This is a genomic window from Alteribacter lacisalsi (assembly GCF_003226345.1).
Classification (GTDB): domain Bacteria; phylum Bacillota; class Bacilli; order Bacillales; family Salisediminibacteriaceae; genus Alteribacter; species Alteribacter lacisalsi.
In genome coordinates, this window is sequence record NZ_PDOF01000001.1 from 786,214 (window position 1) to 812,036 (window position 25,823).

At 47.8% G+C, this 25,823-nt stretch carries 25 protein-coding genes and 1 pseudogene; 16 read left to right on the forward strand and 10 right to left on the reverse strand.

Annotated features, from left to right (window positions below):
* Positions 1-27: 27 nt before the first annotated feature.
* From cls to pepF, 3 genes are all read left to right on the forward strand, one after another.
* Entirely contained in the window at positions 28-1,539 is a 1,512-nt protein-coding gene (cls, locus tag CR205_RS03815; protein ID WP_110517107.1) for a cardiolipin synthase, read from the forward strand.
* 241 nt (positions 1,540-1,780) lie between these two features.
* The gene (locus tag CR205_RS03820; RefSeq protein ID WP_161524663.1) at positions 1,781-3,025 is read left to right on the forward strand and encodes a competence protein CoiA; all 1,245 of its coding nucleotides are present in this window, start codon (positions 1,781-1,783) and stop codon (positions 3,023-3,025) included.
* A 171-nt stretch (positions 3,026-3,196) separates the two neighbouring features.
* On the forward strand, positions 3,197-5,014 hold the full coding sequence (gene pepF, locus CR205_RS03825; protein WP_110517111.1) for an oligoendopeptidase F: 1,818 nt from the start codon (positions 3,197-3,199) through the stop codon (positions 5,012-5,014).
* 164 nt (positions 5,015-5,178) lie between these two features.
* On the opposite strand, the gene CR205_RS03830 is transcribed toward pepF, so the two are convergent.
* From CR205_RS03830 to CR205_RS03850, 5 genes are all read right to left on the reverse strand, one after another.
* Positions 5,179-5,382 carry a hypothetical protein gene (locus CR205_RS03830; RefSeq protein ID WP_236634699.1) on the reverse strand — a complete coding sequence of 68 codons (204 nt, stop codon included), beginning with the start codon at positions 5,380-5,382 and terminating at the stop codon, positions 5,179-5,181.
* A 129-nt stretch (positions 5,383-5,511) separates the two neighbouring features.
* Positions 5,512-6,438, reverse strand: a complete 927-nt coding sequence (locus CR205_RS03835) for a ClpXP adapter SpxH family protein (RefSeq protein WP_110517113.1) — start codon at positions 6,436-6,438, stop codon at positions 5,512-5,514.
* Between the two features lie 26 nt (positions 6,439-6,464).
* The gene (locus CR205_RS03840; protein ID WP_110517114.1) at positions 6,465-6,845 is read right to left on the reverse strand and encodes a globin domain-containing protein; all 381 of its coding nucleotides are present in this window, start codon (positions 6,843-6,845) and stop codon (positions 6,465-6,467) included.
* A 127-nt stretch (positions 6,846-6,972) separates the two neighbouring features.
* A complete protein-coding gene (locus CR205_RS03845) occupies positions 6,973-7,566 on the reverse strand; it encodes a lytic transglycosylase domain-containing protein (RefSeq protein ID WP_110517116.1) in 594 nt (197 codons plus the stop codon).
* A 4-nt stretch (positions 7,567-7,570) separates the two neighbouring features.
* A complete protein-coding gene (locus tag CR205_RS03850; RefSeq protein WP_110517118.1) occupies positions 7,571-8,158 on the reverse strand; it encodes a CYTH domain-containing protein in 588 nt (195 codons plus the stop codon).
* Between the two features lie 169 nt (positions 8,159-8,327).
* On the opposite strand from CR205_RS03850, the gene CR205_RS03855 reads away from it, so the two are divergent.
* From CR205_RS03855 to CR205_RS20200, 5 genes are all read left to right on the forward strand, one after another.
* Positions 8,328-8,726, forward strand: coding sequence for a UPF0738 family protein (locus tag CR205_RS03855; RefSeq protein ID WP_110517120.1), 399 nt, complete (start codon positions 8,328-8,330; stop codon positions 8,724-8,726).
* Positions 8,727-8,781: 55 nt separating this feature from the next.
* Entirely contained in the window at positions 8,782-9,420 is a 639-nt protein-coding gene (locus CR205_RS03860; RefSeq protein ID WP_110517122.1) for a GTP pyrophosphokinase, read from the forward strand.
* Between the two features lie 17 nt (positions 9,421-9,437).
* The gene (locus CR205_RS03865; protein ID WP_110517124.1) at positions 9,438-10,232 is read left to right on the forward strand and encodes an NAD kinase; all 795 of its coding nucleotides are present in this window, start codon (positions 9,438-9,440) and stop codon (positions 10,230-10,232) included.
* Positions 10,225-11,112 (forward strand): RluA family pseudouridine synthase, encoded by an 888-nt coding sequence (locus CR205_RS03870; RefSeq protein ID WP_110517126.1) that lies wholly within the window; start codon positions 10,225-10,227, stop codon positions 11,110-11,112. Before CR205_RS03865 ends, CR205_RS03870 begins: the two co-directional genes overlap by 8 nt.
* A gap of 123 nt (positions 11,113-11,235) precedes the next feature.
* Entirely contained in the window at positions 11,236-11,391 is a 156-nt protein-coding gene (locus tag CR205_RS20200; RefSeq protein WP_161524664.1) for a hypothetical protein, read from the forward strand.
* Between the two features lie 10 nt (positions 11,392-11,401).
* Here CR205_RS20200 and prpE read toward each other — a convergent pair whose 3' ends face one another.
* Positions 11,402-12,142, reverse strand: a complete 741-nt coding sequence (prpE, locus tag CR205_RS03875) for a bis(5'-nucleosyl)-tetraphosphatase PrpE (protein WP_110517128.1) — start codon at positions 12,140-12,142, stop codon at positions 11,402-11,404.
* Between the two features lie 232 nt (positions 12,143-12,374).
* On the opposite strand from prpE, the pseudogene CR205_RS20775 reads away from it, so the two are divergent.
* The 4 genes and pseudogenes from CR205_RS20775 to fabI all read left to right on the forward strand — a co-directional run.
* Positions 12,375-13,371 (forward strand): annotated as a pseudogene (locus CR205_RS20775) (cation:proton antiporter); the annotation flags it as partial.
* A 165-nt stretch (positions 13,372-13,536) separates the two neighbouring features.
* The gene (locus tag CR205_RS20780) at positions 13,537-14,337 is read left to right on the forward strand and encodes a hypothetical protein (protein WP_328587722.1); all 801 of its coding nucleotides are present in this window, start codon (positions 13,537-13,539) and stop codon (positions 14,335-14,337) included.
* 73 nt (positions 14,338-14,410) lie between these two features.
* Positions 14,411-14,584: a hypothetical protein gene (locus tag CR205_RS20205; RefSeq protein WP_161524665.1), complete on the forward strand. Its 174-nt coding sequence runs from the start codon at positions 14,411-14,413 to the stop codon at positions 14,582-14,584.
* Between the two features lie 340 nt (positions 14,585-14,924).
* Positions 14,925-15,704 (forward strand): enoyl-ACP reductase FabI, encoded by a 780-nt coding sequence (gene fabI, locus CR205_RS03885; RefSeq protein ID WP_201745365.1) that lies wholly within the window; start codon positions 14,925-14,927, stop codon positions 15,702-15,704.
* A gap of 37 nt (positions 15,705-15,741) precedes the next feature.
* Here the strand turns inward: fabI and CR205_RS03890 are convergent, their stop codons facing one another.
* Entirely contained in the window at positions 15,742-16,563 is an 822-nt protein-coding gene (locus tag CR205_RS03890) for a UTP--glucose-1-phosphate uridylyltransferase (RefSeq protein WP_110517132.1), read from the reverse strand.
* A gap of 191 nt (positions 16,564-16,754) precedes the next feature.
* Between CR205_RS03890 and CR205_RS03895 the strand changes: the two genes are divergently transcribed.
* The 4 genes from CR205_RS03895 to CR205_RS03910 are packed head-to-tail and all read left to right on the forward strand — an operon-like array spanning position 16,755 to position 20,889.
* Positions 16,755-18,053, forward strand: coding sequence for a UDP-glucose dehydrogenase family protein (locus CR205_RS03895; RefSeq protein WP_110517134.1), 1,299 nt, complete (start codon positions 16,755-16,757; stop codon positions 18,051-18,053).
* On the forward strand, positions 18,050-19,249 hold the full coding sequence (locus tag CR205_RS03900; RefSeq protein WP_110517136.1) for a glycosyltransferase family 4 protein: 1,200 nt from the start codon (positions 18,050-18,052) through the stop codon (positions 19,247-19,249). Before CR205_RS03895 ends, CR205_RS03900 begins: the two co-directional genes overlap by 4 nt.
* Before the next feature lie 28 nt (positions 19,250-19,277).
* Positions 19,278-19,781, forward strand: a complete 504-nt coding sequence (locus CR205_RS03905; protein WP_161524666.1) for a DUF1648 domain-containing protein — start codon at positions 19,278-19,280, stop codon at positions 19,779-19,781.
* Positions 19,782-19,836: 55 nt separating this feature from the next.
* A complete protein-coding gene (locus CR205_RS03910; protein ID WP_110517140.1) occupies positions 19,837-20,889 on the forward strand; it encodes a M42 family metallopeptidase in 1,053 nt (350 codons plus the stop codon).
* A 202-nt stretch (positions 20,890-21,091) separates the two neighbouring features.
* Here the strand turns inward: CR205_RS03910 and CR205_RS03915 are convergent, their stop codons facing one another.
* The 3 genes from CR205_RS03915 to CR205_RS03925 form a co-directional block, all read right to left on the reverse strand.
* On the reverse strand, positions 21,092-22,792 hold the full coding sequence (locus CR205_RS03915; protein ID WP_110517142.1) for a hypothetical protein: 1,701 nt from the start codon (positions 22,790-22,792) through the stop codon (positions 21,092-21,094).
* Between the two features lie 161 nt (positions 22,793-22,953).
* Positions 22,954-24,393 carry a glycosyltransferase family 4 protein gene (locus CR205_RS03920; RefSeq protein WP_110517144.1) on the reverse strand — a complete coding sequence of 480 codons (1,440 nt, stop codon included), beginning with the start codon at positions 24,391-24,393 and terminating at the stop codon, positions 22,954-22,956.
* 173 nt (positions 24,394-24,566) lie between these two features.
* Positions 24,567-25,664: a CotS family spore coat protein gene (locus tag CR205_RS03925; protein WP_110517146.1), complete on the reverse strand. Its 1,098-nt coding sequence runs from the start codon at positions 25,662-25,664 to the stop codon at positions 24,567-24,569.
* Between the last annotated feature and the right edge of the window lie 159 nt (positions 25,665-25,823).

Here is a 25,823-nt window from a genome sequence, read left to right on the forward strand (position 1 = left end):
ATGAGACAAAGAGAAGAGGGAAAGCGGATGTTAAAAAGACTTCAGGTTATTCTTTTTCTTGCAATTATCGTAGGAGCATTGTTTTTGACACAGGCATACTGGGAAGGCTGGCTTGTGGGATGGGCTTCAATTTTCTTTTCACTCACGGCGTTTTTTATCGGCGTTGTGATCTTCTTTGAAAATCGGAACCCGACAAGAACGCTTACGTGGCTGATTGTTCTTGGCGTATTTCCGGTACTCGGCTTTGTTTTTTATCTGATGTTCGGACAGAATTACCGGAAACGAAAATCGTTTACAAAAAAAGCGATTATGGATGAGCAGGCCTTTTATAAAATTGAGGGGAACCGACCTCTTGATGAAGAACAGCTCGGAATGATGGGGGGAAATCAGCAGAAGCTGTTCCGCCTGGCACACCGGCTTGCGAACAATCCTATTTCTTTTCAGACGGACACGAGAGTGCTGACGGATGGAAAAGAAACCTTTGCCCACATCAAGCGGGCGCTGAATGCTGCGGAAGATCATATTCATATGGAGTATTACATTGTGCGTGATGACGGTTTGGGCCGGGAGATTAAGGATATTCTCATGAAAAAAGCGAAAGAAGGGGTGGAAGTCCGCTTCTTATTTGACGCTGTCGGCTGCTGGAAGCTTCCGAAAGGATACATAAATGAACTTCGTGAAGCCGGAGTGGAAATGGTCTCTTTTTCACCCGTGAGGCTGCCGTTTTTTACGAACAAAATTAATTACCGGAATCACAGAAAAATCATTGTAGTGGACACGAACTATGCCTTTATCGGGGGCTTGAATATCGGAGACGAATATCTGGGTAAAAGCAGTTACTTCGGTCACTGGCGGGACACTCACCTGATGGTCAGGGGGGAGGCAGTCAGAAGCCTGCAGCTGATTTTTCTCAGAGACTGGTATTATGCCACTGGAGAGACCGCTCTTAAGCCAGGATATCTGAGTCCCTCATTGCCGGATACTGAACACACCGGTGGTGTCCAGATGATCGCCAGCGGTCCCGACAGTCGCTGGGAGGTTATTAAAAAGCTTTTCTTCACTATGATCACTTCTGCAAGAAAATCGATCTGGATTGCTAGCCCCTACTTCATACCGGATGAAGACATGCTGTCGGCTATTAAAATTGCAGCACTGGGCGGTATCGATGTAAGGATTCTCGTTCCGAGCAGACCGGATAAGCGGATTGTGTTTCACGCTTCACGGTCCTATTTTCCCGAGCTGCTTGATGCTGGCGTCAAAATTTACGAGTATCACCGGGGATTTATGCACAGTAAGATCATTATCGTTGATAACGAAATTGCGTCGATCGGGACAGCGAACATGGATATGCGCAGTTTTCATCTCAACTTTGAAGTGAATGCTTTCCTGTATAAGACAAGAAGCGTGGAAGCCCTTGCCAGTGATTTTATCTACGACATGGAGCACTCAAACGTCATTCGCAAGGACACATTTATCCGGCGTTCCTTTTTTTACAAAATCATCGAATCCACATCGCGTCTGCTCTCCCCGCTGTTGTAACTGAAAGTGCTGAGCAGAACGAGCCATAAGAGTAAGGCCCTCACCACGAAGGGCCTTTTTTGATTTGCAACATGGGGACGGTTCTTTCTTAACATTTCTTAAAAGCCGGTGCAGGTAATGCTAACAGGTGTACAAAAATGTAATATGAGAAACGTCCCTGCTTTATCATCTTGAAAACATCTTGAACATACGTTCCCCACTTTGTATAATGAATGTATCGCAATCGAAAGGACCGATGCCTATGCTGACAGCGATCCGATCAGATGGAGTTACGATTTCACTTATGGACCATTGGAGCCGCGAAGAGCTGACCGCACTTCGAAAAGAGAAACAGTTCCTGTGCCCCGACTGCACCGAACCTGTTGTTTTAAAACTCGGCAGAAAGAAAGCCTGGCACTTTGCTCATGATCATGGCCGCTTCTGTACCTCATCGATCAAAAATGAAACCGAAGCCCACATCCAGGGGAAATGGTTTCTCAGTGACTGGCTGAAAAAGCAGCACATTACTCCCCGCGTCGAGCATCCCCTCCCGCATCTCGGACAGCGTCCTGACATCCTCTATGAAAAAGATAATCATACTCATATCCTTGAACTTCAGCATTCTTCCATCCTCTATGACCACTTTCGTAAGCGAAACAGCAATTATGAAAAGGCAGGTTACAAAGTACGGTGGATCGGCATTACCAGTGATATTTCAAAAGAACGTTTCCAGCAGATTAAACACCTGACGGCGCTTGATGGTCTTCTCACCGCCTGTCCTGAGTACGGTGGGCCTCTTGACCTCACTTCCGTGTACCTGAACCCGTATACAGGCACATTTAATTTTAACGGCCCATTCTTTTATCTATCTCCGCGAAAAACCTTCGTTTACTCGTCTGTAGAAAACTCCTGCTGCCATGAAGCCTCACTCTTTCCCTCAAAAAGGAACCGGCCTCCTATTACGATTACAATGGTTGATCACTATTTTGTGCACTGGAAAAAACAGATTCTGCGTGAAAGGAGCAGGAAACGTCCGGTAAAACTTTCTGCCGGGGAATCCTTCGCCTCCACTATTCTGTACAATAGCGGCACCAGTCTTTCCTTGTTTCCTGCACTGGTCTGCGTAGCTCTTCCCTCACAATTTTTCCTGATCACTCGCCCGGTCGTCTGGCAGTCATGGGTGCTCATAGGCTTTATCCATACCATTCCTGCAGGGCTTCGTTTTTCACTTTCGCAGCTGACAAAGGCTTTCCTTCGTCACGTGGAAAAACAGCGGTTTATTATGAGGGAACTTCCGTTTAACCGGCTCACGATGGTGAAGCTTCTTCTGACCGAATACCTGAACGTATTAACGGAATTCGGTGTGGTGGCAAAAACAGGAGAGGTGGTGTACGAAGTCTGCAGGTACATCACCGTTCAAAAACCGATGGATGTATTAATGAGGGATGACGAATATATTCAAAGCTTTATGAGAGCATATTGGAAGAAACAATGGCTCAAATTCTAATTTATTTCGATAATCAAAATTTTTCCGGAGAAAAGAAGGAAATTAACGGTCTTCATAGAAGTAGAAGGGGAGCCATTGTGCGTATTTATGGTGCGTACACTTAAATCAGCTTAACATCCTTCTCTGCCCGGTCACTGCCGGAAAGAAGGGAATTAATATGGAGGTGTCATTATGGCAGAACAGACGACAGCTTTACCAAAAAGAGATGAGATTCCAAAAGAACTCACATGGGATCTCGAAGATATTTTCGAAACAGATGATAAGTGGGAGGAGACCTTTAAGGAAATAAAGGGCATGCTTCCGAAAATCAGTGAATACAAAGGGAAACTTGGAGATTCGGCAGACACCCTTTACGAAGCTCTCAGCTATCAGGACGAGATTTCAAAGAAACTGGGCCGTCTTTATACATATGCCCATATGCGTTATGACCAGGATACGACAAATTCATTTTACCAGGGGTTAAATGACCGTGCTTCCCAGCTCGTGTCCATGGTAAGCAGCGAGGCTTCGTTTGTGACCCCGGAAATTCTCTCAATTCCGGAGGAAAAGCTGCAGGGCTTCGTTGACGAACATGAGGATCTTAAGCTCTACAAACATATGCTTAATGAATTAAATGAAAACCGTCCTCACGTTCTTTCTGAAAAAGAAGAATCTCTTCTTGCCCAGGTAAGTGAAGTAACAAGCGCGCCTTCCAATACGTTCGGGATGCTCAATAATGCAGATATGAAGTTTCCGAAGGTAAAAGACGAAAAAGGAAGGGAAATGGAAGTCACTCACGGACGCTACCTCCGTTTCCTGGAGAGTGAAGATCGCTCAGTGCGGGAAACGGCATTTAAAGCTGTTTATGAAACGTACGGAAAATACAAAAATACGTTCGCAAGCACCCTCGGCGGCAACGTGAAGAAAAATCTCTTTAACGCCCGTGTGCGCAACTACAGTTCTGCAAGAGAAGCGGCGCTGAGCAAAAATCACATCCCGGAGGTCGTTTATGACCAGCTGGTGGATACTGTAAACAAAAACCTTCATCTTCTTCACCGCTATGTGGACATCCGTAAGCGCGCACTCGGTCTGGATGAGCTTCATATGTATGATCTCTATACGCCGCTTGTGAAAGATGTGAAAATGGAAGTACCTTACGAAGAGGCGAAAGAACTTGTTAAAAAAGGTGTGGAACCTCTTGGGGATGAGTATGTGAGCATCGTCCAGGAAGGCTTCGATAACCGCTGGGTTGATGTAGAGGAAAACGCAGGAAAGCGCAGCGGAGCCTATTCTTCCGGTGCTTACGGCACGATGCCTTATATCCTCATGAACTGGCAGGATAATGTGAACAACCTGTTTACTCTCACCCACGAATTTGGTCATTCTGTGCACAGCTACTATACTCGTAAGAATCAGCCGTATCCGTATGCCAACTACTCTATTTTTGTGGCAGAAGTGGCTTCAACATGCAATGAGGCACTGTTAAACGACCATCTTCTCGAAGTTACCGATGATAAGCAGAAGCGTCTTTATCTGCTCAATCATTTCCTTGAGGGATTCCGTGGAACGGTCTTTCGCCAGACGATGTTTGCTGAATTCGAAAAAGTTATCCATGAGAAAGCGGCAGACGGCGAATCACTCACACCGGACCTTTTATCCGAGGTATACTATGACCTGAACAAGAAGTATTTTGGGGAAAACATTGTTGTAGATGAGGAAATTGCACTCGAATGGGCCAGAATCCCGCATTTTTATTACAATTTTTATGTGTACCAGTATGCGACCGGCTACAGTGCAGCGACAACACTGGCAAAACAGATCCAGGAAGAAGAGGATGCGGCTGTTACGCGCTACCTTGATTTCCTGAAAGCGGGAAGCTCCGACTATCCAATTGAAGTTCTTAAAAAAGCAGGGGTGGATATGACCTCTCCGGAGCCGATTGAAGAGGCAATGAAAGTGTTTGAAGAAACCCTCTCGGAACTTGAAACACTCCTTTTTGAGGATAAATAAGCAAGCGGTTTAAGATAAGTTCAGCATGAAAAGGTAGGAAACCGGGATCTCTTGGATGAAACCGGTCAAAATTAAGAATGGCGCTCCCTGGTGAGCGCCATTTTCTGTTTTCAGTATTTTACTGGCTTCATTTCTTGGCAGACCGTCCTGCCAGGCCGCACAGTTCAGCTGTTTCTCGTGCTCCCCCCGTGGAAGCCTTTAAAGCGGTGCCTGTGGTTAAACGTATGGACGGTAAACACAATAGTGCCCAGGAGCAGAGGAAGGGCGATCAGCTTGGGAAAGATATTCATCAGGCTCAGAACGACGAGACAAAAACTTGCAAGAATAAGGACGATTCCGGTTGTAATCATAATCGTTTGAAACTGCATGGAAGCATCTCCTTTCCGTGGACAGGTTTCGGTATTCATTATATGAATTCCAAGACCCTGCTAGTACGGACAGAGAGAGGACGACAAGAAAAAACCGGGCTGCTGTCCGGCCCGGTTATGCTGAAAAAACTATCCTATATAACGCCACAGATTGCCGGACTTTACCGGCACACATTTCACTTTTCTCTGGATCTGCAGTTTCTTCATTTCACGATCCACTTCTTCGCATGTCATATTAAATACAACAGCGATTTCTTTTGATGCACATAGGGTATAGAACTTTAGGAACTTTTCAATGGAGACGGGCGGGCACTTTTTTGGTTCAAACCCGAGCATCTCCTTAAGAATCCCCACATATACTTCGTAGTCATACAGGCCCGGAACGCTTAATCCGGGTTCGTCCACATCATCATTAAAGAAAACCAGTGTCGGAAGGGTTTTGACATCCATTTCCTTCGTCGTGCAGGCATCAGCCCCTAGTGCTTTTTCAGCATTGTCGGAATGGAGATCGTGCTGAAATTCGCACATATCCAGCCCTTTGATTTTACGGGCACACTCTAAAAGCACATCTTCGTCCGCAATATTTTTCTTATGAACAAAAAGTGCTTCACGAAGAATCCGGAGAAACTTTGTGCCTGTTGCGCCCCCCTGGAGTTCTGCAGCTTTTACAGCGACCGATGCCGCATAGGGCATGGATATAGGCTGTTCAATCCACACATCTCCGTCGCAGGGCATTCCTGTCCGGGTTGCCGTTTCGTCACATGCCTGTGCCATCTGCCGCTGGGCGCGCCCGGCTTTCTTCCGGTCCGGACAGGCGTGCATCCGGCGGGTCTGATCGCCGAGGAGCGTACGCAGTTTAAAGTAATTTGAGTACTCCATCTGAAGTTTTTTCATGATTGGTTCCAGTGCCCAGCATTCGGGGCAGAGCGGGTCAATAAACATGTATAATTCGAGGGGTTTTTTCCCCTGATTCTGTGTGTAAAAAGAAGCTGGTTCTTCAGGACAACAGATTCCTAATTCGTCATAGCATATGGTGTTGCTTTCTTTGGTTCTCATTTGTCGTCCCTCCTGTAAAGGAGCTGTTACTCCGTTGTATTAATCATATGACGGGCAGTCTGAGTCAGGCGTTCCATGAAAGCCGACCGGAAAGGTTCTTCAAGTCCGGTTTCATCCATCGCGTCATCCATGCACCTGAGCCAGGCTTCAGCACGGAACGGTGTTATGGGAAAAGGCAGATGGCGGGCTCGGAGCATAGGGTGGCCATGTTCTTCCGAATACGCTGGGGGACCGCCGAGAAACTGCGTCAGAAATTGTTTCTGTTTACGTGCTGTTTCCGTAAGGTCATCAGGAAACAGAGGAGCAAGATCCGGATCGAGCGCGACGTTTGTGTAAAAAACGTCAACCAGTTCCTCAAGCTTTTCTTTTCCGATTACATCATATGGTGTTCGTGCCCGGCTGCTCATCGGCAAACTCCTTTATCATCCGTAATTAATGATTATTGTAGCAAGCATATGAATTATGAGCAACAATAGTGACTGCCTTCGCCTGCAGCAGGAAACCAAAAATAAAAAACCTGCCGGAAAAGGCAGGTCAAATGCTTTGATATGTATTCATAACTCTTGGCACATAGGCTTTGGTTTCAGCAAAAGGGGGAATGCCGCCGTATTTATCTACGTTTCCCTGACCGGCGTTGTAGGCCGCAAGTGCAAGTTCAGTATTTCCATTATATTTATCGAGCATGGCCTTGATGTACCGTGTCCCGCCATCCACGTTCTGGACAGGGTCTGTCATGTCTGTAACACCGAGGCCTCGTGCGGTTGCCGGCATCAGCTGCATCAGCCCTCTCGCACCTGCATGGCTTCTGGCATCGGGGTTGAAATTGGATTCATGCCTGATGATTGCATACACAAGTTTAGGGTCGACCCCGTGTTTTCGTGCCGTTTGATCAATCAGGTTTTCAAAGCCGCCAGCGCTGGAAATCCCGGTAAAGCCGGCTGACGAAGGTTTTGTTGTTTCTGCAGCAGCAGTTAATTGGTTTTCCGCAGTGCGTGAAGCAGTTTCATTCATGTGTTTCATTGTTTCAGCAAATGGTGAGTCCCCTTTTAGTGTCTGTTCAATTCTTGCTCCGAAAGTCTGAAGGAGCAAATGCTGATAGCTGTTTTTCTGATCAACAGGAAATGTCATCCGATCACGTCCTTTTTGTCTGCTGTGAGAGTGAAAAGAAACGGTGGCTCTTGCTTGGTGTCTCCCGTTCGGCGATTTTATGTAGATCCAGCAGGCTGCTGAAGGCTTTTTTTCCTTCCGTCTCGTCGGCGCATTCAAATTCCAGTTCATAATCCGTAAAGTCCAGATACGTACTTTGATCCAGTACGAGGAGACCGCCTTCAATTTTTCGTTCAAAGCGTTCTGTAGTCAGACTTCCCAGATACCTGAAATCTCTGCGGTCTAAATCAACCGTCTTGTTCAAATGCTCGATTACGTCCCCTCCCGGGATACCGTTTCCGGCAAACGCAGTACTGGCCTCTTTGTCTGAAAGGTACTGATGGGTTTCAAGCAGGCCCGTATCTATTGGCTGCTTCAGTGTAAGAATGTAGCTGCCTGCCTTTTCACGGATTCTCAGCATCGCTCCGTGATCCTTAAGGAGATAAGATTTCGTATCAAAGTAATAATTTGTCTGTGAAAACGGCTCTTCATTTTTAAAAAAAGCCATTCTCAGACGGTGATATTCTTCTTCGTTTAGAAGATTTTTAAACTCGATTTCCACTTCCTGATTCATGGTTGAGGTTCACCTGCTCTGCTCTATTTTTTCTGCATTTATTATTTCACAAGGATCAGGTAATGACAATGAGGCTTTTATTGAAGGAATAAGGGTATTATTAACGTACAGAAGTGAATTATGATAAACTTAATGACATACAGATTTATGTTTTTTGGAGGTATGCGTAATGACCAGACAATGGACAATTTCCGAACTCGAACGTAAAGGTGGCGCCCTTGTAGTGAGAGCAGAAACAAAAGAAACAAAGCCAGCGCTTGAAACCCTTGAAGCAGGCAGGCGGATGCTCGCTGATTCAGATGCGAAGACCCTTATTTACGTTATAGAAGACGATTCATCCTTTACATATATCCGTTTCCCATCCGCTTCGTGGGAGGCGCTGCAGGATGTCAGACCTGAAGGCCTGCCTGTCATTCTCGAACTTTTATCATCAGACAAAAGCAGCGTCAGCCTGCCCCTGGAGGATTTCTGGGCAGAAGTCGATTATCTTGTAGAAAATATCGAAGGGAATGCCAACTACGGGGAAGACATGATTGAAGCGGTGGAAAAAGCCTTTCAAACTGCTTAGCAGTGCAAAATGCATTAGTAAATGTACAGAGACCAAGTGCGGTGGTGATCAGAATATGAAGGAATGGGATGAGCTGCTGGCCCCTTACAAGCAGGCAGTAGATGAACTTAAAGTGAAATTTAAAGGAATTCGTGAACAGTATCGGCACTCTCCCCGCCACACGCCGATTGAATTTGTAACCGGCCGGGTGAAACCGGTGTCCAGTATTCTGCAAAAAGCGAAACGTAAAGCAATTCCGATCGATCAGGTGGAAGGCAATATTACTGATATTGCCGGAATCCGGATTATGTGTCAGTTCGTAGGTGATATTGATACCGTTGTGGAACTGATCAAAATCAGAAACGATTTCAGGATCGTTGATGAAATTGACTATATTAAGCACAAAAAGGAAAGCGGCTACCGTTCGTATCACATGGTGCTTGAGTATCCGGTTCAGACGATCGACGGTGAGCACCCGGTGCTTGTAGAGCTGCAGATTCGGACGCTTGCCATGAATTTCTGGGCTACGATTGAGCATTCCCTGCAATACAAGTATTCCGGGCAGATTCCAAGCCACATCGAAGCACGTCTGCACCGGGCAGCAGAGGCGGCATTCCGTCTTGATGAAGAAATGTCACAGATCCGTGGTGAAGTTCGGGAAGCACAGAAGATTATTTCCACAACAACAGATCCCATTAACAAGCCGAACGGGTAAGGAAAGGACGATTCCCGATGAAATATACGGTTACCTCCCGCGGCGATAAAACGTCAGATGCCATCGCCCGGAAAGTGAAAGCCTATTTGCATGAATTTGAACTTTCCCACGATAAAGAAGAACCGGATATTGTGATCTCGGTGGGCGGAGACGGTACGCTTCTCGAAGCGTTTCACGCTTACAGCCACCGTCTTGATGATACTGCCTTTGTCGGCGTCCATACCGGACACCTCGGCTTTTATGCGGACTGGCAGCCCGATGAGGTGGAAAAGCTCGTTATTCACATTGCCAAGACCCCGTTTAAGGTTGTGGAATATCCCCTTCTTGAGGTTATCGTGCGTCACAACGGAGAGCGGAAGTCTGAGCGCTTTCTTGCGCTGAATGAGTGTTCCATCAAAAGTATGGAAGGCTCTCTTGTCATGGATATTGAAATTAAAGGAGAACTGTTTGAAACGTTCAGAGGTGACGGACTGTGTATGTCAACGCCGTCGGGCTCAACAGCCTATAATAAAGCTCTGGGAGGCGCAATTCTGCATCCCTCACTGGCATCGATCCAGCTTGCGGAAATGGCATCAATCAATAACCGCGTCTACCGGACAATCGGCTCTCCGCTCGTGCTGCCTCAGCATCATACCTGTCTTTTGAAACCCAAAAATGATGTTGACTTTCAGGTCACGATTGATCATCTGACGCTCCTGCAGCAGGACGTAAAATCTATTCAGTGCCGGGTAGCCGAGGAAAAAGTCCGTTTTGCCCGCTTCCGGCCTTTCCCATTCTGGAAAAGGGTAAAGGAATCCTTTATACATGACTGACCGACTTTGCGCCGAATGGACGGTTCCTCCGCGTATTAATGGGGTTCTTTTAAAGGAATTTCTCCGTACGGGCTGTAAAATGTCCAGAAAAACGCTGGCTGAAATAAAGCACAGCGGCGGTTCGCTTCTGGTAAACGGAACGGAAAGAACGGTGCGGTTTCCGGTTTATGAAGGAGATCTGGTCACCGTTTTTTTTGCTCCGGAAATTCCTTCCCCAGGTATCGAAGCGCTTGATATGCCTTTAAATATCGTTTATGAAGATGAGCACGTGCTTTTACTGAATAAACCTCCGGGACTGGCAACAGTGCCGTCCCCGGACGATCCGGGGCGCTCACTGGCAGGGGCTGTGATCGGTTATTTCCGAAAAGAGAGCATACCATCAACGTTCCACGCCGTCTCACGTCTCGACAGGGACACATCGGGACTTCTGGCAGCAGCGAAACACCGGTACGCCCACCACAGGCTTTCTGAATCAGGCACCGTCCGGTCGTACCTGGCTATTGTTCAGGGAAATCTTAAGGAGAGCACAGGAACAATTAATTCCCCCATCGTACGTAAAGAAGGCAGTATTATTGAAAGGACAACAGCGGCACAGGGAAAACGTGCCGTTACACATTACCGGTGTATCGAGGAAAAAGCAGGGATATCGCTCGTGAGTATCCGTCTTGAAACTGGACGAACACATCAGATCCGGGTTCATTTTGCCTCTATCGGCCACCCGCTCGCAGGAGATACTCTGTATGGGACAGACAGCTCATTGATCAGTCGTCACGCCCTTCATGCATATGAACTCGCCTTTACTCACCCGATAACAGAAGATACGTGCCAATTTACATGCGCAATGCCTGATGACATGCGGCGAGCATGGGAAAAAGCCTGATCCGGCTAAGGGTCGGGCTTATTTTTATTCGCTGTTTTCGGATAGAGCTTTCGAAATAATTATCACGGAAGGGAATGTGTCCGCCTGGACATTAGTAAAACACGACATCAAAGGGGAATAAAAATGGTCAGATGGTTACGTGCGGGCTTCATGCCGGCAGTGAGGCTCCTGCGGCATGGGGGCCAGGCGAGACCCCGCAGGCGCAGCGGAGGAGGCTTACCGGCATCGCCGCGGAAAGAGAACGGACGTCGTGAAGTGAAGCTTCGATTTTCAGGGTAGCCTTTTTGTTTTACTCACCAGGTTCTCTGAATTTTTCAGGAGTAAAGGGCTGGCGCGATGGAACCGAAACTGTCTTAAGCTCCGGCCACTGAAACAGGGTAAGGGCGTTTCCAAACACGCATCCTGTGTCAATATTCACCGTATGATTAAGAAAACGGGGTTCCTTAACCGGTGTATGGCCGTAAACAACGAACGTGTTACCGGTATAGGCATTCGCCCAGTCTCGTCTGACAGGCCGTCCATCAGAGTGGGTTTCGCCGGTAATATCCCCGTACAGGACGAACGTTTTGACTTTTTTACTTGTTTTTCCGATCAGTTCGCCTCTAATGCCGGCGTGTGCCACCACCAGACTCCGCTCTTGCAGATCAAGATACAATGGGGACTGCTCGACCATCTTTTTGAACCCTTCGGAGATAAAGGTGTAATCCCTTGGAGATAAGGTTTTGAGTTCAGCAACAGTGGTTTCCAGACCATTATTAATCTTTACATTTCTGCCGAGAAAATAACGGTACAGTTTATCACAGTGATTGCCCGGGCAGTAAAGGAGGCGCCCTGCTTTCCAGTTGGTAATGGCGAACCGGAGAACATTAGCGCTTTGCGGTCCCCGGTCTGTAAGGTCGCCGAGCGACACAAGCTGCCTCTCTTCAGGATGGTATACGAGCCCATCTTCATTAAGAAGGTACCCTGCTTTTTGTAAAAGTGCTGTCATTTCTTCATAACAGCCGTGAATATCACCGATAATATCATACATAGACAGTGCCTCCTTGCTTACATTCAGTTTATCAGAGAGTTAAAAACAATCATGCGTGCAGAGCGTGAAGGCCGATAGAGGATTGACAGCCTTCTGTTACTGTCATAAGATAACGGCCTGAGCTTGTACATACAAATTGGCAAAGGAGCAGGAAATGATAAACGACCCTACGAGTCACCCCATATTTATTTTTGCTGTTGCCATGTTTATCTTTCTCATCTCCCCGCTCATTATGACACGCGTGAAAATTCCTGGAATTATCGGTGTTCTGGTTGCCGGGATGATTATCGGCCCGAACGGACTGGGTATTCTTGAACGCAATGAAACCATTGTTATTTTAGGAACAGCAGGTCTTTTGTACATTATCTTTATTGCCGGACTTGAAATCGACCTGGAAGGATTTAAAAAATACAGGCGTCGGAGTATTGCATTTGGTCTGATGTCCTTTTTTTATCCCCTTTATATTCGGAATGGGGGCAGGGCTGATTCTGGGGTATTCCTTCTGGTCATCGCTTCTGCTGGCTTCACTTCTCGGGTCCCACACCCTGCTTGGCTACCCGGCAGCAAGCCGTCTTGGGATTGCGAGGAACCGGGCAGTCACAACCAGTGTGGGAGGGACGATTCTGACAGATACACTGGCCATGCTCGTTCTGGCCGTAGCAGCAGGAGCTGTGCAGGGAGCTCTTACATTGACTTTCTGGGTACAGCTGCTGGTCAGCCTTACTGTATTTACCCTCCTTATTATTTTCGGAGTTCCCTACATGGCAAAAGAATTCTTCAGACGTTTCAGCGGTGGAGGATCCATAGATTATGTGTTCGTTATGAGCATCATGTTTGCCTGCGCGTTTCTGGCAGTTCTTGCCGGAGTGGAACCGATCATTGGCGCTTTTCTAGCCGGTCTCGCTCTGAACCGCCTGATTCTGGAAAACGGGGCACTTATGAACAGAATTAAATTTGTCGGTAATGCTCTTTTTATTCCCTTTTTTCTTTTGTCCGTTGGCATGCTGATGGATTTTTCGGTGCTTGCGGAGAATCCGGCCTCGCTTATTTTGGCTGCGTCCATTGTTATTTTTGTAAACGCGGGCAAGTGGCTTGCAGCAGCAGTATCTGCAAAGCTGTATGACTATTCAAGCACAGAGAGGGAAGTGATGTTCGGTCTGACCATCCCTCAGGCAGCAGCGACTCTTGCTGCAACCCTTGTCGGATATGAACTCGGACTGTTTGATGTTGCAGTTGTGAACGGCGTAATCCTCATGATACTCATAACCTGTATCACTGGACCGGCAGTTACCGAACACTTTGGCAGAAAACTTGCGTATGCGGAGGATAACGAACCACTGACAGCAGAACAGCTTCCGGAACGGATCCTGATTCCGATGACGAATCCTGATACGATGGATGCTCTTCTGGAGCTTGCCATCACACTTAAAAATCCACTTTCCACAGAACCTCTATACCCTATGACCGTTGTACGAGGGGGAAAGGAAAACCGGGAGCAGAATATTGCACGGGCAGAAAAGATGCTTGGTCATGCTGTTGTTTATGCAGCGGCTGTCGATGTGCCGGTCCGGCCGCTTACACGGGCAGGCGGTAATACGGCAAAACGGATCGGCTATGCCATGACAGATAATCGTATTTCTATGGTCGTGGCCGGGTGGGACGGTGATCCAGGAGAGCGTGGCCGGGTATTCGGTCATGTCCTTGACGATGTGATCGAGTCAACCGACCGCCAGGTTCTTGTGAGCAAACTTTCGCACCCCCTGAACCTGACAAAGCGTCTCGTTGTCGTGATCCCTAAAGCGTTCGATCATATGAAAGGGGCAGATGAGGCCTTCAGAACGATTAAGAAGCTGGCAAGCCGCACCAGTGCCGAACTGCTCCTGATCTCGGTGGGAGAAAGCAGTGAACGCTATGTACAGATTCTTGACCAGATCAAGCCTTCCCTTTCTGCGGAGGCAGTGGATGTGGAAGATTGGTCAGACCTGAAGGGTCGTTTTTATGATAAATTTTATGAAACCGATCTTCTTGTAATACTGAGCGCGCGAAAAGGTACAGTAAGCTGGCATTACCGGCTTGAACGCCTCCCCGTGTACATTAAGGAAACGAGAATCGTCAGTTTTATTGTTCTCTTTCCTGAAGAAGGTGAGGTAGACGATCGAGGTACCAAGGCGACGGTTGTCAGCCGGAGGAATTGAACGGAGCCTGTTCGTAAATAGTAAGGGAAGAGACGGTTTAGAACGTCAATTCTCCATGAATAGGAGTGAGAGGATGCTGGAACCTAAATCACCGGAAATGGCTGTCGAACCTTTGGCGGAGTGCCCCGGCTGCCAGCGGCGGCATGCTTTTGAGCAGGTGCTGACCGCCCAGTCCAACCAAAATGTGATTTTCTCCTGTCCTGACTGCGGGTATGAGAAGAAAAATATCCGGACGAGTAAAGGGTAGATATTTGCACATTAAAAAGGCCTGATTTAAAAGGCCTTTTTGCTGGTTTATTGATTTAATGAGAATACCCTTCAGTCAGTGAACCGTGGCATGCGAAGCTGAACGCCAGGAGCTAGACTCCTGCGGCAGCAGGGCCAGGGGGAGACCCCGAGGGACGAAAGTCCGAGGAGGCTCCCCGGACCGTCGCGGAAAGCGTCCGCCTGCAGCGGCATAAAACTAAAATCTTTCCGAAAACAGCTAAGTGAAAAGACTGCAGAACTCTGGTATAATAAACGAGCAGGAATTAGCACCAGATCTTAAGATGAACTTATAAATAAAATGAGGAGGCTCGTTTATTATGATGAACCTTGATTTATCAAATCGTACATATGTTGTTATGGGAGTGGCCAACAAACGGAGTATCGCCTGGGGAATTGCCCAGTCACTGGCAAACGCCGGTGCTCGTCTGGTCTTTACCTATGCAGGAGAACGCCTTGAACGTAACGTGCGTCAGCTTGCGGAAGGACTCGAACGTAATGATTCTGTGATTTTGCCATGCGATATCACGGACGACGAGGAAATTGAACGCACATTTCGGCAGATCGGGGAAGAGGTGGGAACGATCCATGGAATTGCCCACTGTATCGCATTTGCCAACCGTGAGGAACTAGAGGGCGAATATCTGAACACGACTCGTGAAGGATTTCTCCTGGCCCAGAATATCAGTGCCTATTCGCTTACTGCGGTCACCAAGGCTGCCCGTCCGCTAATGAATGAAGGTGGGGGCATTGTAACACTCACATACCTTGGCGGTGAGCGCGTAGTGAAAAACTATAACGTAATGGGAGTGGCCAAAGCCTCTCTTGATGCGAGTGTTAAATATCTTGCCAATGACCTTGGAAAAGAAAACATCCGTGTAAATGCCATTTCTGCAGGGCCGATCCGTACTCTGGCCGCAAAAGGTATCGGTGGATTTAACGAAGTTCTCAGGGAAATTGAAGAAACGGCCCCGCTAAAGCGGACGGTCACACAAGAGGAAGTGGGCGACTCTGCGCTGTTCCTTCTCAGTGATCTGTCACGGGCAGTTACCGGCGAAATTTTGCATGTGGACGGCGGTTACAACACGATCGGCCTTATGTAATACCATGAACAGCAGCCTCCTAAAGGCTGCTGTTTTTTTATAAGCCATTCTTTAAATGATGGGCAATGGCCCTGTAGTAGTCCAGTTCTTTCCCGATATCAAACCGTTCACCTGAAATTCTGACTGCACCAAAGGTACTGGAAGAGAGCATCATCCGGATCGCATCGGTAAGCTGGATTTCACCACCGGCACCTGGTGTAACCTTTTTCAAAAATGAAAATAACTGAGGTTCAAACACGTACCTGCCGCACACTGCAAGCCTGGAAGGAGGATTCTTCTCAGGCTTCTCCACGATGTCTTTTATCTCGAGTACGTTATCTTCCGCTGATCCATTCCCCGGGTCGATCACTCCGTACTGATTGAGAACACATTCCTCTACTTCCTGAACTCCGATGATTCCTGCCTGTTTGCCGCTGTATGCCTGGACCACCTGCTTAAGAGCCTGTTCCCCATTGTTTGTACTGAACAGATCATCAGGAAGAAGGACGGCAAAAGGTTCTCCCGAAGCAAATGGCTCTCCGAGAAGAACAGCGTCGCCCAGTCCCCTGGCAAACGGTTGTCTCACGTACTGAATGTGGACATCAGGGAGGATGGTACGCTCCAGCAGATGCTCTTTATGATTTATCGCAAGAAAAGCTTCCAGTTCAAGAGAGCGGTCAAAATAGTCCATAATCATATTTTTGTTCCTGGAGACGACGATTAATATCTCTTCAATTCCCGCGTTCACGGCTTCTTCCACAATGTGATGGATCGCCGGCTTTCCTGCTATAGGAAACATCTCTTTTGGCAGCACTTTCGTAATGGGGAGACTCCTGGTTCCGTATCCTGCAGCAGGAATAATCGCTTTTCTTACTTGCATAGCGATTCTCCTTCCAATCTGTAGCTTTATTCTTTATTATGCTCGTACCCAGGCTTATGTTGATTGTCCCAACTTAAAAGGGCAGCCCTGATTTTAAGGGCTTCTGCACATTTTATGTCAAGTCCGCACGAACCCTGACAGCTTCAGTAGGATATAACAGAATATGTGTGGAGACAGGAGAGGATCGTACGATGAAAGTAACCACGATCGGAGCTGGATATGTGGGATTGACCACTTCCTGTGTGCTGGCAGACCATGGCCATAAGGTGATTTGTCTGGACGTAGATCAGGTCAAAATTTCAAAACTTGAAAGAGGAGAGGTGCCATTCTTTGAGCCTGGCCTGCAGGAATTGCTCGACCGGGTTTTAAAAAAAGGTACGCTTACTTTTACTGATGACCGTAAAACAGCGTATTATCATGGAGAAATTATAATTATCGCTGTAGGAACGCCGCCGCAAATAGACGGATCGCCAGATCTGCGCTTTTTAAAAACAGCTCTGACCGATATCTCTGAGCACCTCAGTTCCCATAAAACGATCGTTACGAAAAGTACCGTACCTCCAGGCACAAATAAGTGGATCGAGAGTGAACTGGCGCAAAAGGCAGACAGGAAACTTTTCGACGTTGTATCCAATCCGGAATTTTTAAAGGAAGGGACTGCGCTCGAGGATACGCTGAATCCTGACCGGATGGTTGCAGGCGGGAACTCGGCAGAAGCTGTCGCGCGAGTAAAGGAATTGTTCTCCTTTGTGAGTGCACCTTGGTTCACGACATCCCTTACCGGTGCTGAAATGATAAAATACGCCTCTAATGTCTTTCTGGCAGCCAAAATATCCTTTATTAATGAAATCGCGGCGATCTGTGACGCCTATCACGTGAATGTGGAAGATGTGGCCAGGGGAATCGGAGCAGATCCCAGAATCGGTCCTGCCTTCCTTCGTCCAGGTCTCGGTTATGGAGGATCGTGTCTGCCAAAAGATCTGAGTGCTCTCATTTATGCTGCAAAATCGAAGGGGATTAACCCGAAACTGCTGCCGGCAGCAGGGGAAGTGAATGACTCAGTAACAAAAAGCTATGTCCAGCGTCTGGAGCTGTTGCTCGGAACGCTTCGTCAGAAAAGAATTGCGGTCTGGGGGCTCAGCTTTAAGCCGGATACAGATGACACCCGTTACTCTCCGGCTCTAACGTTCATTCGTAAGATTCAGGAAAAAGGTGCAGAAGTACTCGCACATGATCCGGTGGTAAAGGAAACGTCTGAAGGCATTATCTCACAGCCGGATCCCTACAGTGTCCTCACGGATGCGGACGCACTTGTTCTGGCAACTGAATGGAGCGTATTTAAACAGGCTGACTGGGGCCGGGTGAGCCGGATGATGAAAGGAAAAATCGTGCTGGACTGCCGTAACGTCCTGAATACCGGCGAGGTGGCCGCAGCCGGACTGGATTACCATGCCATTGGACGCTATCAAAGAGAGCAGGAAGCTCAATGAGGCTGCGCATGGTCCTGATCTGTACAGAGAGCCTTCCAGCCCCTGCTGTTAAAGGAGGGGCCATCCAGATGTTTATAGATGGCATTACACCTTTTTTAGCAGAACCGTATGATCTGACCATCTGTTCAATTTCCGATCCATCTCTCCCCGACTCAGAAACGTGTGATCAGGTCCGCTATGTTCGTTTCCCCCAGGAAGAGTATGCCGGGTCTGTGGCGGCCCACCTCAAGGAGGAAGCATACGACCTGGTCCACGTGTTTAATCGTCCACTGGACCTCCTTATTTACGCCGCAGCGGCCCCGGAAAGCCAGTTTGTACTTGGTCTTCATAACGATATGCTCGCACCGGAAAAAATCAGCCAGGATGAAGGGGAACGGGTAATAAATACCGTGGTTGGCATTATTACAATCAGTGACTTTATCCGAAAAAAAGTTGTCGGACGTTTCCCCGAGGCTGAAGGTAAATGCCGTGTTGTTTACTCAGGTGTGGATCTGAGGCATTTTCCTGCCAGACAATCCGACGAGGCGCAGTTGATTCGTGAAGAGTGGCGAAGAAGATTCGGTGTGAGCAACCGGACCGTCGTTCTTTTTGCAGGGCGCCTGTCGCCGAACAAAGGGGTTCATGTTCTGATCGATTCCATGAAGCTGCTTTTCCGGAAGCATCCGGGGCTGGTGCTGATGATTGCTGGTGGAAAATGGTTCAGTGATGACGGAATGAACCGGTATACGAGAAAACTCCGTTCACAGGCAGATAAATTGAAAGACCGCGTTCTCTTTACCGGGTTTATACCTGCTGATCAAATCGGAAATCTCTTTCTCGCAGCGGATATATTTGTGTGCCCGTCATTATGGGAAGAACCGCTGGCACGAGTTCATTACGAAGCTATGGCGGCGGGGGTTCCGGTCATTACAACCGACCGGGGAGGGAATGGGGAGGTGATAATCCATAAACAGAACGGCTGGGTCATAACAGACTGCGAAAGTCCGATTGCATATTCACAGGCAATCGAATTTTTTCTGCGTAATCAGGAGCTTGCTACCTACATGACGGCTAACGGCCGGCATCTCGTAGAAACTGCGTTTCAGTTTCAACATGCGGCGAGACGGTTTCTGACTGCCTGGGAAGCTTTTATCGATCGGGGAGCGGATCAGGTCAATACTAATGACGATGAAACCTTTCCCCTCCATTCTCCGTAAATCTGTTCAGGAGAAGGGGGGAACCGGTTTGAAAACACGTGATGTCGTGCTGCTCACCACCAGTTTTGCAGTGGTATTATTTATGTTTGTCTATACGTTTTGGCATTGGCACGCAATGGGCGATCTTGTGCCGGGGCATATCAGCCATGTCGGGGAAGTAACCAGGTGGGCCGCCAAACCATTCATCTTTTTCCTGCCCGGAATGGCCCTGTTTCTCTTAGCTATAGTGATTCCGTTCTATTATTTTCCCCAGGGGATAGCCATACCTTTGAACATGACGTTTGAAGAAAAGAAACAGCATCAGGATCTTATGGGTACCTATCTGTTTACTGGCCTGCTCGGCATTCAGGTTATGATTCTCTTATTTCATCTTGAGGCGGTCCGGCTGGCAGCAGGAGAGATCGATCAGGGAGCAGCCACTTTGCCCGCGATTCTCACTTTCCTCGCTGTGATGATCGGATCGACAATCGTTACGGTAATAAAAGTGAAGAAGCGGCTTTGTGGGATCCGTACAGTGGCAAAAGATAATTAAAGCGCTGTCTGGTATACTGAAAGTAAACCTTTATATCACACAGGGGGAATATAATTTGAAGACACCAGACACGAATCAGACGATTGAACTGATTAAAGATCTTGTCTCAATTCCAAGTCCATCGGGAAACACAGACCGGGTCATTTCATATGTCGAAGACTTTCTCGCAAAGCTTGATGTGGAAACAAAACGAAACCGGAAGGGCGGTCTCATTGCTACGCTGCCAGGGAAAAATGATGCCGAGCATCGTATGCTGACAGCTCATGTGGACACCCTTGGAGCAATGGTGAAGGAAATCAAGCCTTCCGGCAGGCTGAAGCTTTCCCTGATCGGCGGATTTAAGTTTAACGCCATCGAAGGAGAGTACTGTGAAATTGAAACTGTCTCCGGCAAGAAATACTCCGGTACGATTCTGATGCATCAGACAAGCGTCCACGTTTACAAAGATGCCGGCAAAGCCGAGCGGAATGAAGCGAACATGGAAGTGCGCATCGATGAAAAAGTACATACAGCAGAAGAAGTCAGAGAGCTAGGAATTGAAGTAGGTGACTTTGTCTCGTTTGACCCGCGTGTTGAAACGACTCGGAGTGGCTATTTGAAATCCCGCCATCTTGATGATAAGGCGAGCGTCGGCATCCTTATGCAGCTGATTAGACAGGTAAAAGAGGAGGGCGTCACGCTTCCCCATACAACCCATTTTCTGATTTCAAATAACGAGGAAATCGGCTATGGAGGAAACTCCAATATTACACCGGAAACAGTGGAATACCTAGCTGTGGATATGGGTGCGATGGGGGACGGCCAGGCCACTGATGAGTATACAGTCTCCATCTGTGTGAAAGATGCGAGCGGACCATACCATTACGGCCTGCGGAGGCACTTGACTGCGCTCGCGGAAAAAAACGAGATCGGCTATAAACTCGACATTTATCCTTATTACGGATCAGATGCATCCGCCGCGATCCGCTCCGGCCATGATATTGTCCACGGACTGATCGGACCGGGAATCGATTCATCACACGCTTACGAGCGCACACACCGTAACTCGATCGAGGAAACAACCCGTCTTCTTCTTGCCTATGTGCAGGAGCCTGTCGTCGCCACGTGAATTTACTCGTTAACGAGACGAGCCCCCGTGGTCGGAGTAAAATTTCAGGACCGGCAATCGGAGCTGGTAAGAACAGTAAGGAAGTAATAAGGACGCTGAGGAAATAATAAGAACGTTTAGGAAATAATAATACTGCTAATCAAGTCAACCCGTTCAAAAAAAGGACCCAGCCGGGTCCTTTTTTTCTGGTACTACCTGCTGATTACCGGTTCAGAGACAGATTCCGATAATTCCGGATGGCAATTGAATCTTCGCCGGTATCGATGTACTCTACCTCCAGCTCATCACCGGGCTCGATAAAGAGAGCAAGCTGCGAGCGATTGACAGGAACCGTAAACACCTGATTACGCTCTTCGAAGAGGATCATGACAATTGTTCCGTCCTCATCGGTGGACTGCGTCACCCGCTGTACGGTAAGTGTTTCTTCCACTTCCTCAGCCAGATCGGTCGGAATATCCATATCAGGGTCCAATCCTGAAGCAAGAAGACTCTGGTATTCATTAAAGACCTCACGTCGTGATTCGGAGCTTACGACACGGCCTGAGTCCGCGTGTACGAGTGCGATTTTCTGAAAGCCGTTATTGCGGTCCACCACAGGTACCACCCATGTATACTGGCCGTAGATTGAATAGAGAACCGGCTGCGTACCAACCCACTGCTCACGCTCAAATGCCCGGTCGACCCGGTCCCTTGCAGCATTTCCGTTTAAGATTCCCCTGGCCTCCTGACCGCCATAGTAAGTCATTTCACCGGTGCGGGCGTTGACCATGGAGAAACCGACCATTGTATTGCCTGAACCGCGGGGTCTTTCGTGATCCACAAACCAGTACATCTGCCGTTCTGAGCCGTATACGCCGATCATTTCGTTTCTCCGCGGCTCCGTTACGCCGTCCCTTCCGATGAAACGGTTGAGAAATCCACCGCCGTATTGACCGTACCAGGTTGCATATTCAAGTGCTGTCTGCTCAGCAACCCCCTGGTCGATAAATTCCGGCATCTCATCAAGGGAGTAGCGTTCCATCTCGCCTGTTACCGCATCGAGAACAACGACTCCGTCTGCTTTGTTGCCATGACGAAAGAACTCGAAGTAGCCATAGGAAAACACATAATACGGGTGACCTTCGTCGTCCGGTTCAAACGATTCGCTTACAATTATGATGTCTTCGTGCGCCTGTCTGACCATTCTCTTGGCATTTGAACCGAAGTAGGCACTCGGCACATAGTTCATCTCATACCCATCAACAAGCTCGGCCTGATCGTTTGGGTCTTCGGCTGAAATTTTAATATACCCGGGAACATGGTCGGTTGTGATCCATCTGAAAAAACCGTCAAACTCAATCGGGCTGACCCAGAACAATTCATCGTCAATCGTCTGGATACTTGATTCTCCTAGATTGTACCTAGCTGAACCATCCAGGTCACCAAATACGATTTCCGAGCGGTAGCGGGCATTCCCATAAGGGACAACGCGGATATTTTCCTCATCAGCGCTTTCCATTACTTCCAGCTCGGTCTCCGCTTCCGGAAGGGCATGGCGGTCGGATGCTGTCTGTATCGGGTAAATAAACCACATATAGGCCATACCCACAGCAACCAGACAGCCGAGTGTGAACGCTGCCCGGTTGGACCAGGTCACTTTTTTATCATAGTAATACGAAATAGTGGAAGAAAGAAGAAGATTAATAACGATGATCACAGCGAATGAATGTAAGATGCCGTGCCATGTAAGATCAATAAGGCCAAAATAAAAGATAGAAAAACTGACAATCACCCCAAGTATGTAACGGGCCATATTTTCCGGCCAGAAAGTGCTGGCTGCTTTCTTATTTTTAAATGCTCTGCTCCAGTTTCCCGCAATGGGATTCAGAAAAAGCAGGGCGGTAATAAGACTGTAAATAAACATATGAATTTCCCCCTGATCAGATATATAAACTATTGTTCTATAATACCTCTACGGATAGGTATTAAGAAAGGTTCCAAAGAACATAAGTTTTTACCAAAGAAAAAAACAGGAAGGCTGTCGGTTCACCATTCCTGTTTTTCCTCCAGTTTATTTAAACGAGCTTATCCTGCCCGCCGTTTTCTCCTGTTTTGTGTGTTAGCAGAGGATTCGATCCAGATTTTCGGATTAGATGGAGGGTTGTTTGTAAAGCGATATATTTTCTCAACTGGTTCAGGTTCCGGAATGATTAGTTCCTCTTCTTCTACTTCGAAGACTTCCTCAGCATCTGCAGTAACCTCATCATTGATTTCAGTTTCTGCGACGGTCTCGTCAGCGATCAACTCCATTGAATCATGATCCGCTTCCGGAGCTGTGGTTTCAGCCGTTCCTAGACCTAGCGGAGCACCGGAGGCAATGCTTTGCTCCATTTCAGTCCAGACACTTAAAATGTCCGAGACGACACGGCTCCAGACAAAGCGGGCTTCAGCCAATTTCCGCCCGTGGGCGCCCATAGCTTTCGCTGATGAAGAGTTACTCAGGATCTCACTGATTCTGTCAGCAAACTCCTGCGGATCTTCCGGATTCTGAATCACATAACCATTTTTTCCAGGTTCAATAATTTCAGGGTTGCCTCCTCGGGCGGTTGTTACGATTGGGAGCCCGGCTGCCATAGCTTCATAGTGAACACGCGCAAGTGGTTCTTCCCATTGGGATGGGCATACGAAGACATCTGCAGCAGAAAACCATTTGTGAATTTCTTCAGGGTGAACGAAACCGGTCGTAATCACCGGTACCGGCATACGCTGGGCAAGGGCCCTTACATAAGCGACATAGTCAGTCACATTGTTATCACTGAACCATTTGCTTCCTACAAGCACGAGTGCCACATCGGAATGTTTTTTTGCGAGGATCGGCATCGCCTGCAGAAGAATGTCAGCACCTTTATTTGCACTGAGTCTTCCAGCGAACATGACGAGCTTACGTGAACCAAGGTTGTGTTCGGCTCTGATTTCATCCCGGAGTTTTCGTCCAGCCGATGTAGAAGCAGGTACAAAACGGTTTACATCAACACCGGAGTAGATTGTTTTCAGCTTCGGTGCAGCTTCGGGGTAGTCAGCGGTAATGGAAGAGCCGATATAATCACTGATGGTGATGATTTTATCCACCTGTGCTACTGCTTCTTCTCCTTCCTCCCGGTCAATCTTTGCCGTTTTGAACATATCGTTGTGCATACTTAAAATCAATCGTGCTCCAGGTACAGCAGCCCGCAGAGTCCTGACGAGCCGCGGACGGTTAAAAATATGAATCACATCAAACTTCTCATCTTGAAAAACCTCAGCAAGGCCGTCGCGGTAGGTTTCGAGAAGTCCACCGGGAACGCGGATATAACGTACACCCTCGACTGTTTCGCGGTCTGGGAGATCGGGATCGGAACGACCGAAAACGGTAATGTCGTGTCTTCCTTTCAGAGAGGGAAGGGCGCCTGCGATATAAGTCTGAATGGCGCCCCCGCGTATCGGAGGTACCGGCAGTTTTTCCGTACAGACAATGGCTACTTTCATTCCAAAATGTCCTCCTTCAGCTTACGAATCATTTTTCATCTGCCTGGTGTTCCTTTAAGTCATTCGAGGAAAATAATCTTCAAATTCTTTAAAGCAACCAGAGCGTGCCCGTAAACTATATTTTTGACTTCCATTTGAAAATGCATTTGGCAGTGTCATATCCTATTCGTCAATTATTTGAGAATATCGCCTTTCAGTTCACGAAGGGCCTCAATTGCCGGCCATTTGGACTGATCGGCTTCAGCAATGCGTTTACAAAGGGCATCCAGTTCCCCGTCCATAAAAATTTCCGGCTCGTAAACCATTTCTTTTACGTTTTTATAAAATTCGTTTGGCAGCATCATATCGATTATAAGAAGATCGTAAAGTTCCGGCTCGATCGGATGGGACTGATGATACGCCTCAAGCATGCCTTTCATCCAGGCTACATCCCAGTTTCCAATATCGTCCATTGTGCCGGTAATGAGTTTTCTTAAATCACGGATGCCGATATCATAAGCGACACCGTCAAGGTCAATAATCCACATTCCGTCTGGACCTGACTGTCCGTTTGACCAGCCGTAATCCTGGTGTACGAGTCCCCAGGCTTTGTTCCCTCTGGTCACCAGCGAGTGGTATGCCGATTCCATCAGGGCCTTATGGGCATTTACCGCATGCTGTTCAAAGTGATCTACGTAATTGAGAATCGTCGCGCTTGCCGGCATATCACTGTAAGCATGTGCTACATTTCTGAACCAATCCATCTTTTTAAGCACTTTTTCATACGTTTTCGGCCATCTGTATAGCCGGGTAGCGTTTTCTGCTCCGGCAGGGGGGGTGTACCCTTTTGATAAAGTATGAAATTCCCCGATCGCATGACAGAGCTGTTCCGCTCCAGCAAGATCTTTTGATACCGGTACAAGGGGTTCGATCCAGTCAGCTACAAACCAGATTTTACCTCCTTTTTCCACGTATGGAAGCCCGGCTTTGCTGTGGACAATCGCAGGGATTCTTGCCTTTTTTTCATGTACCAGATATTCCTGGGCGTAAATACTGAACAAGCTCCTTGTCGGACGGCGGTGTAGAATTTTTAAACTTCTTGGTCCTCTGTCGGTCTCGATTTTCCAGATGAGACCCCCTTTATCTGCTTTTGTAGTGATTACTTCCATCGACGAAACCTGCATATCATACTGGGCGATGACTTCGGATGCCATTTCCGTAATATACTCCGGAACGAAAAATTCACCGAGTGAGCCGTCCAGATCCCAGGGAGTAATTAACTGGTCTGCCATTCTATCTCCTCCTGGCTGCATGTGTTTCTTTAATGTATGCATATATATGAAACCTGATTGGATACATAACCAGAATAGCAATCTGTTTTTGGGCGTCCGCTTTCTTGCATTATAGTCATATATCGGGGACAGAGCGGACAACACTAACATAATCTGATA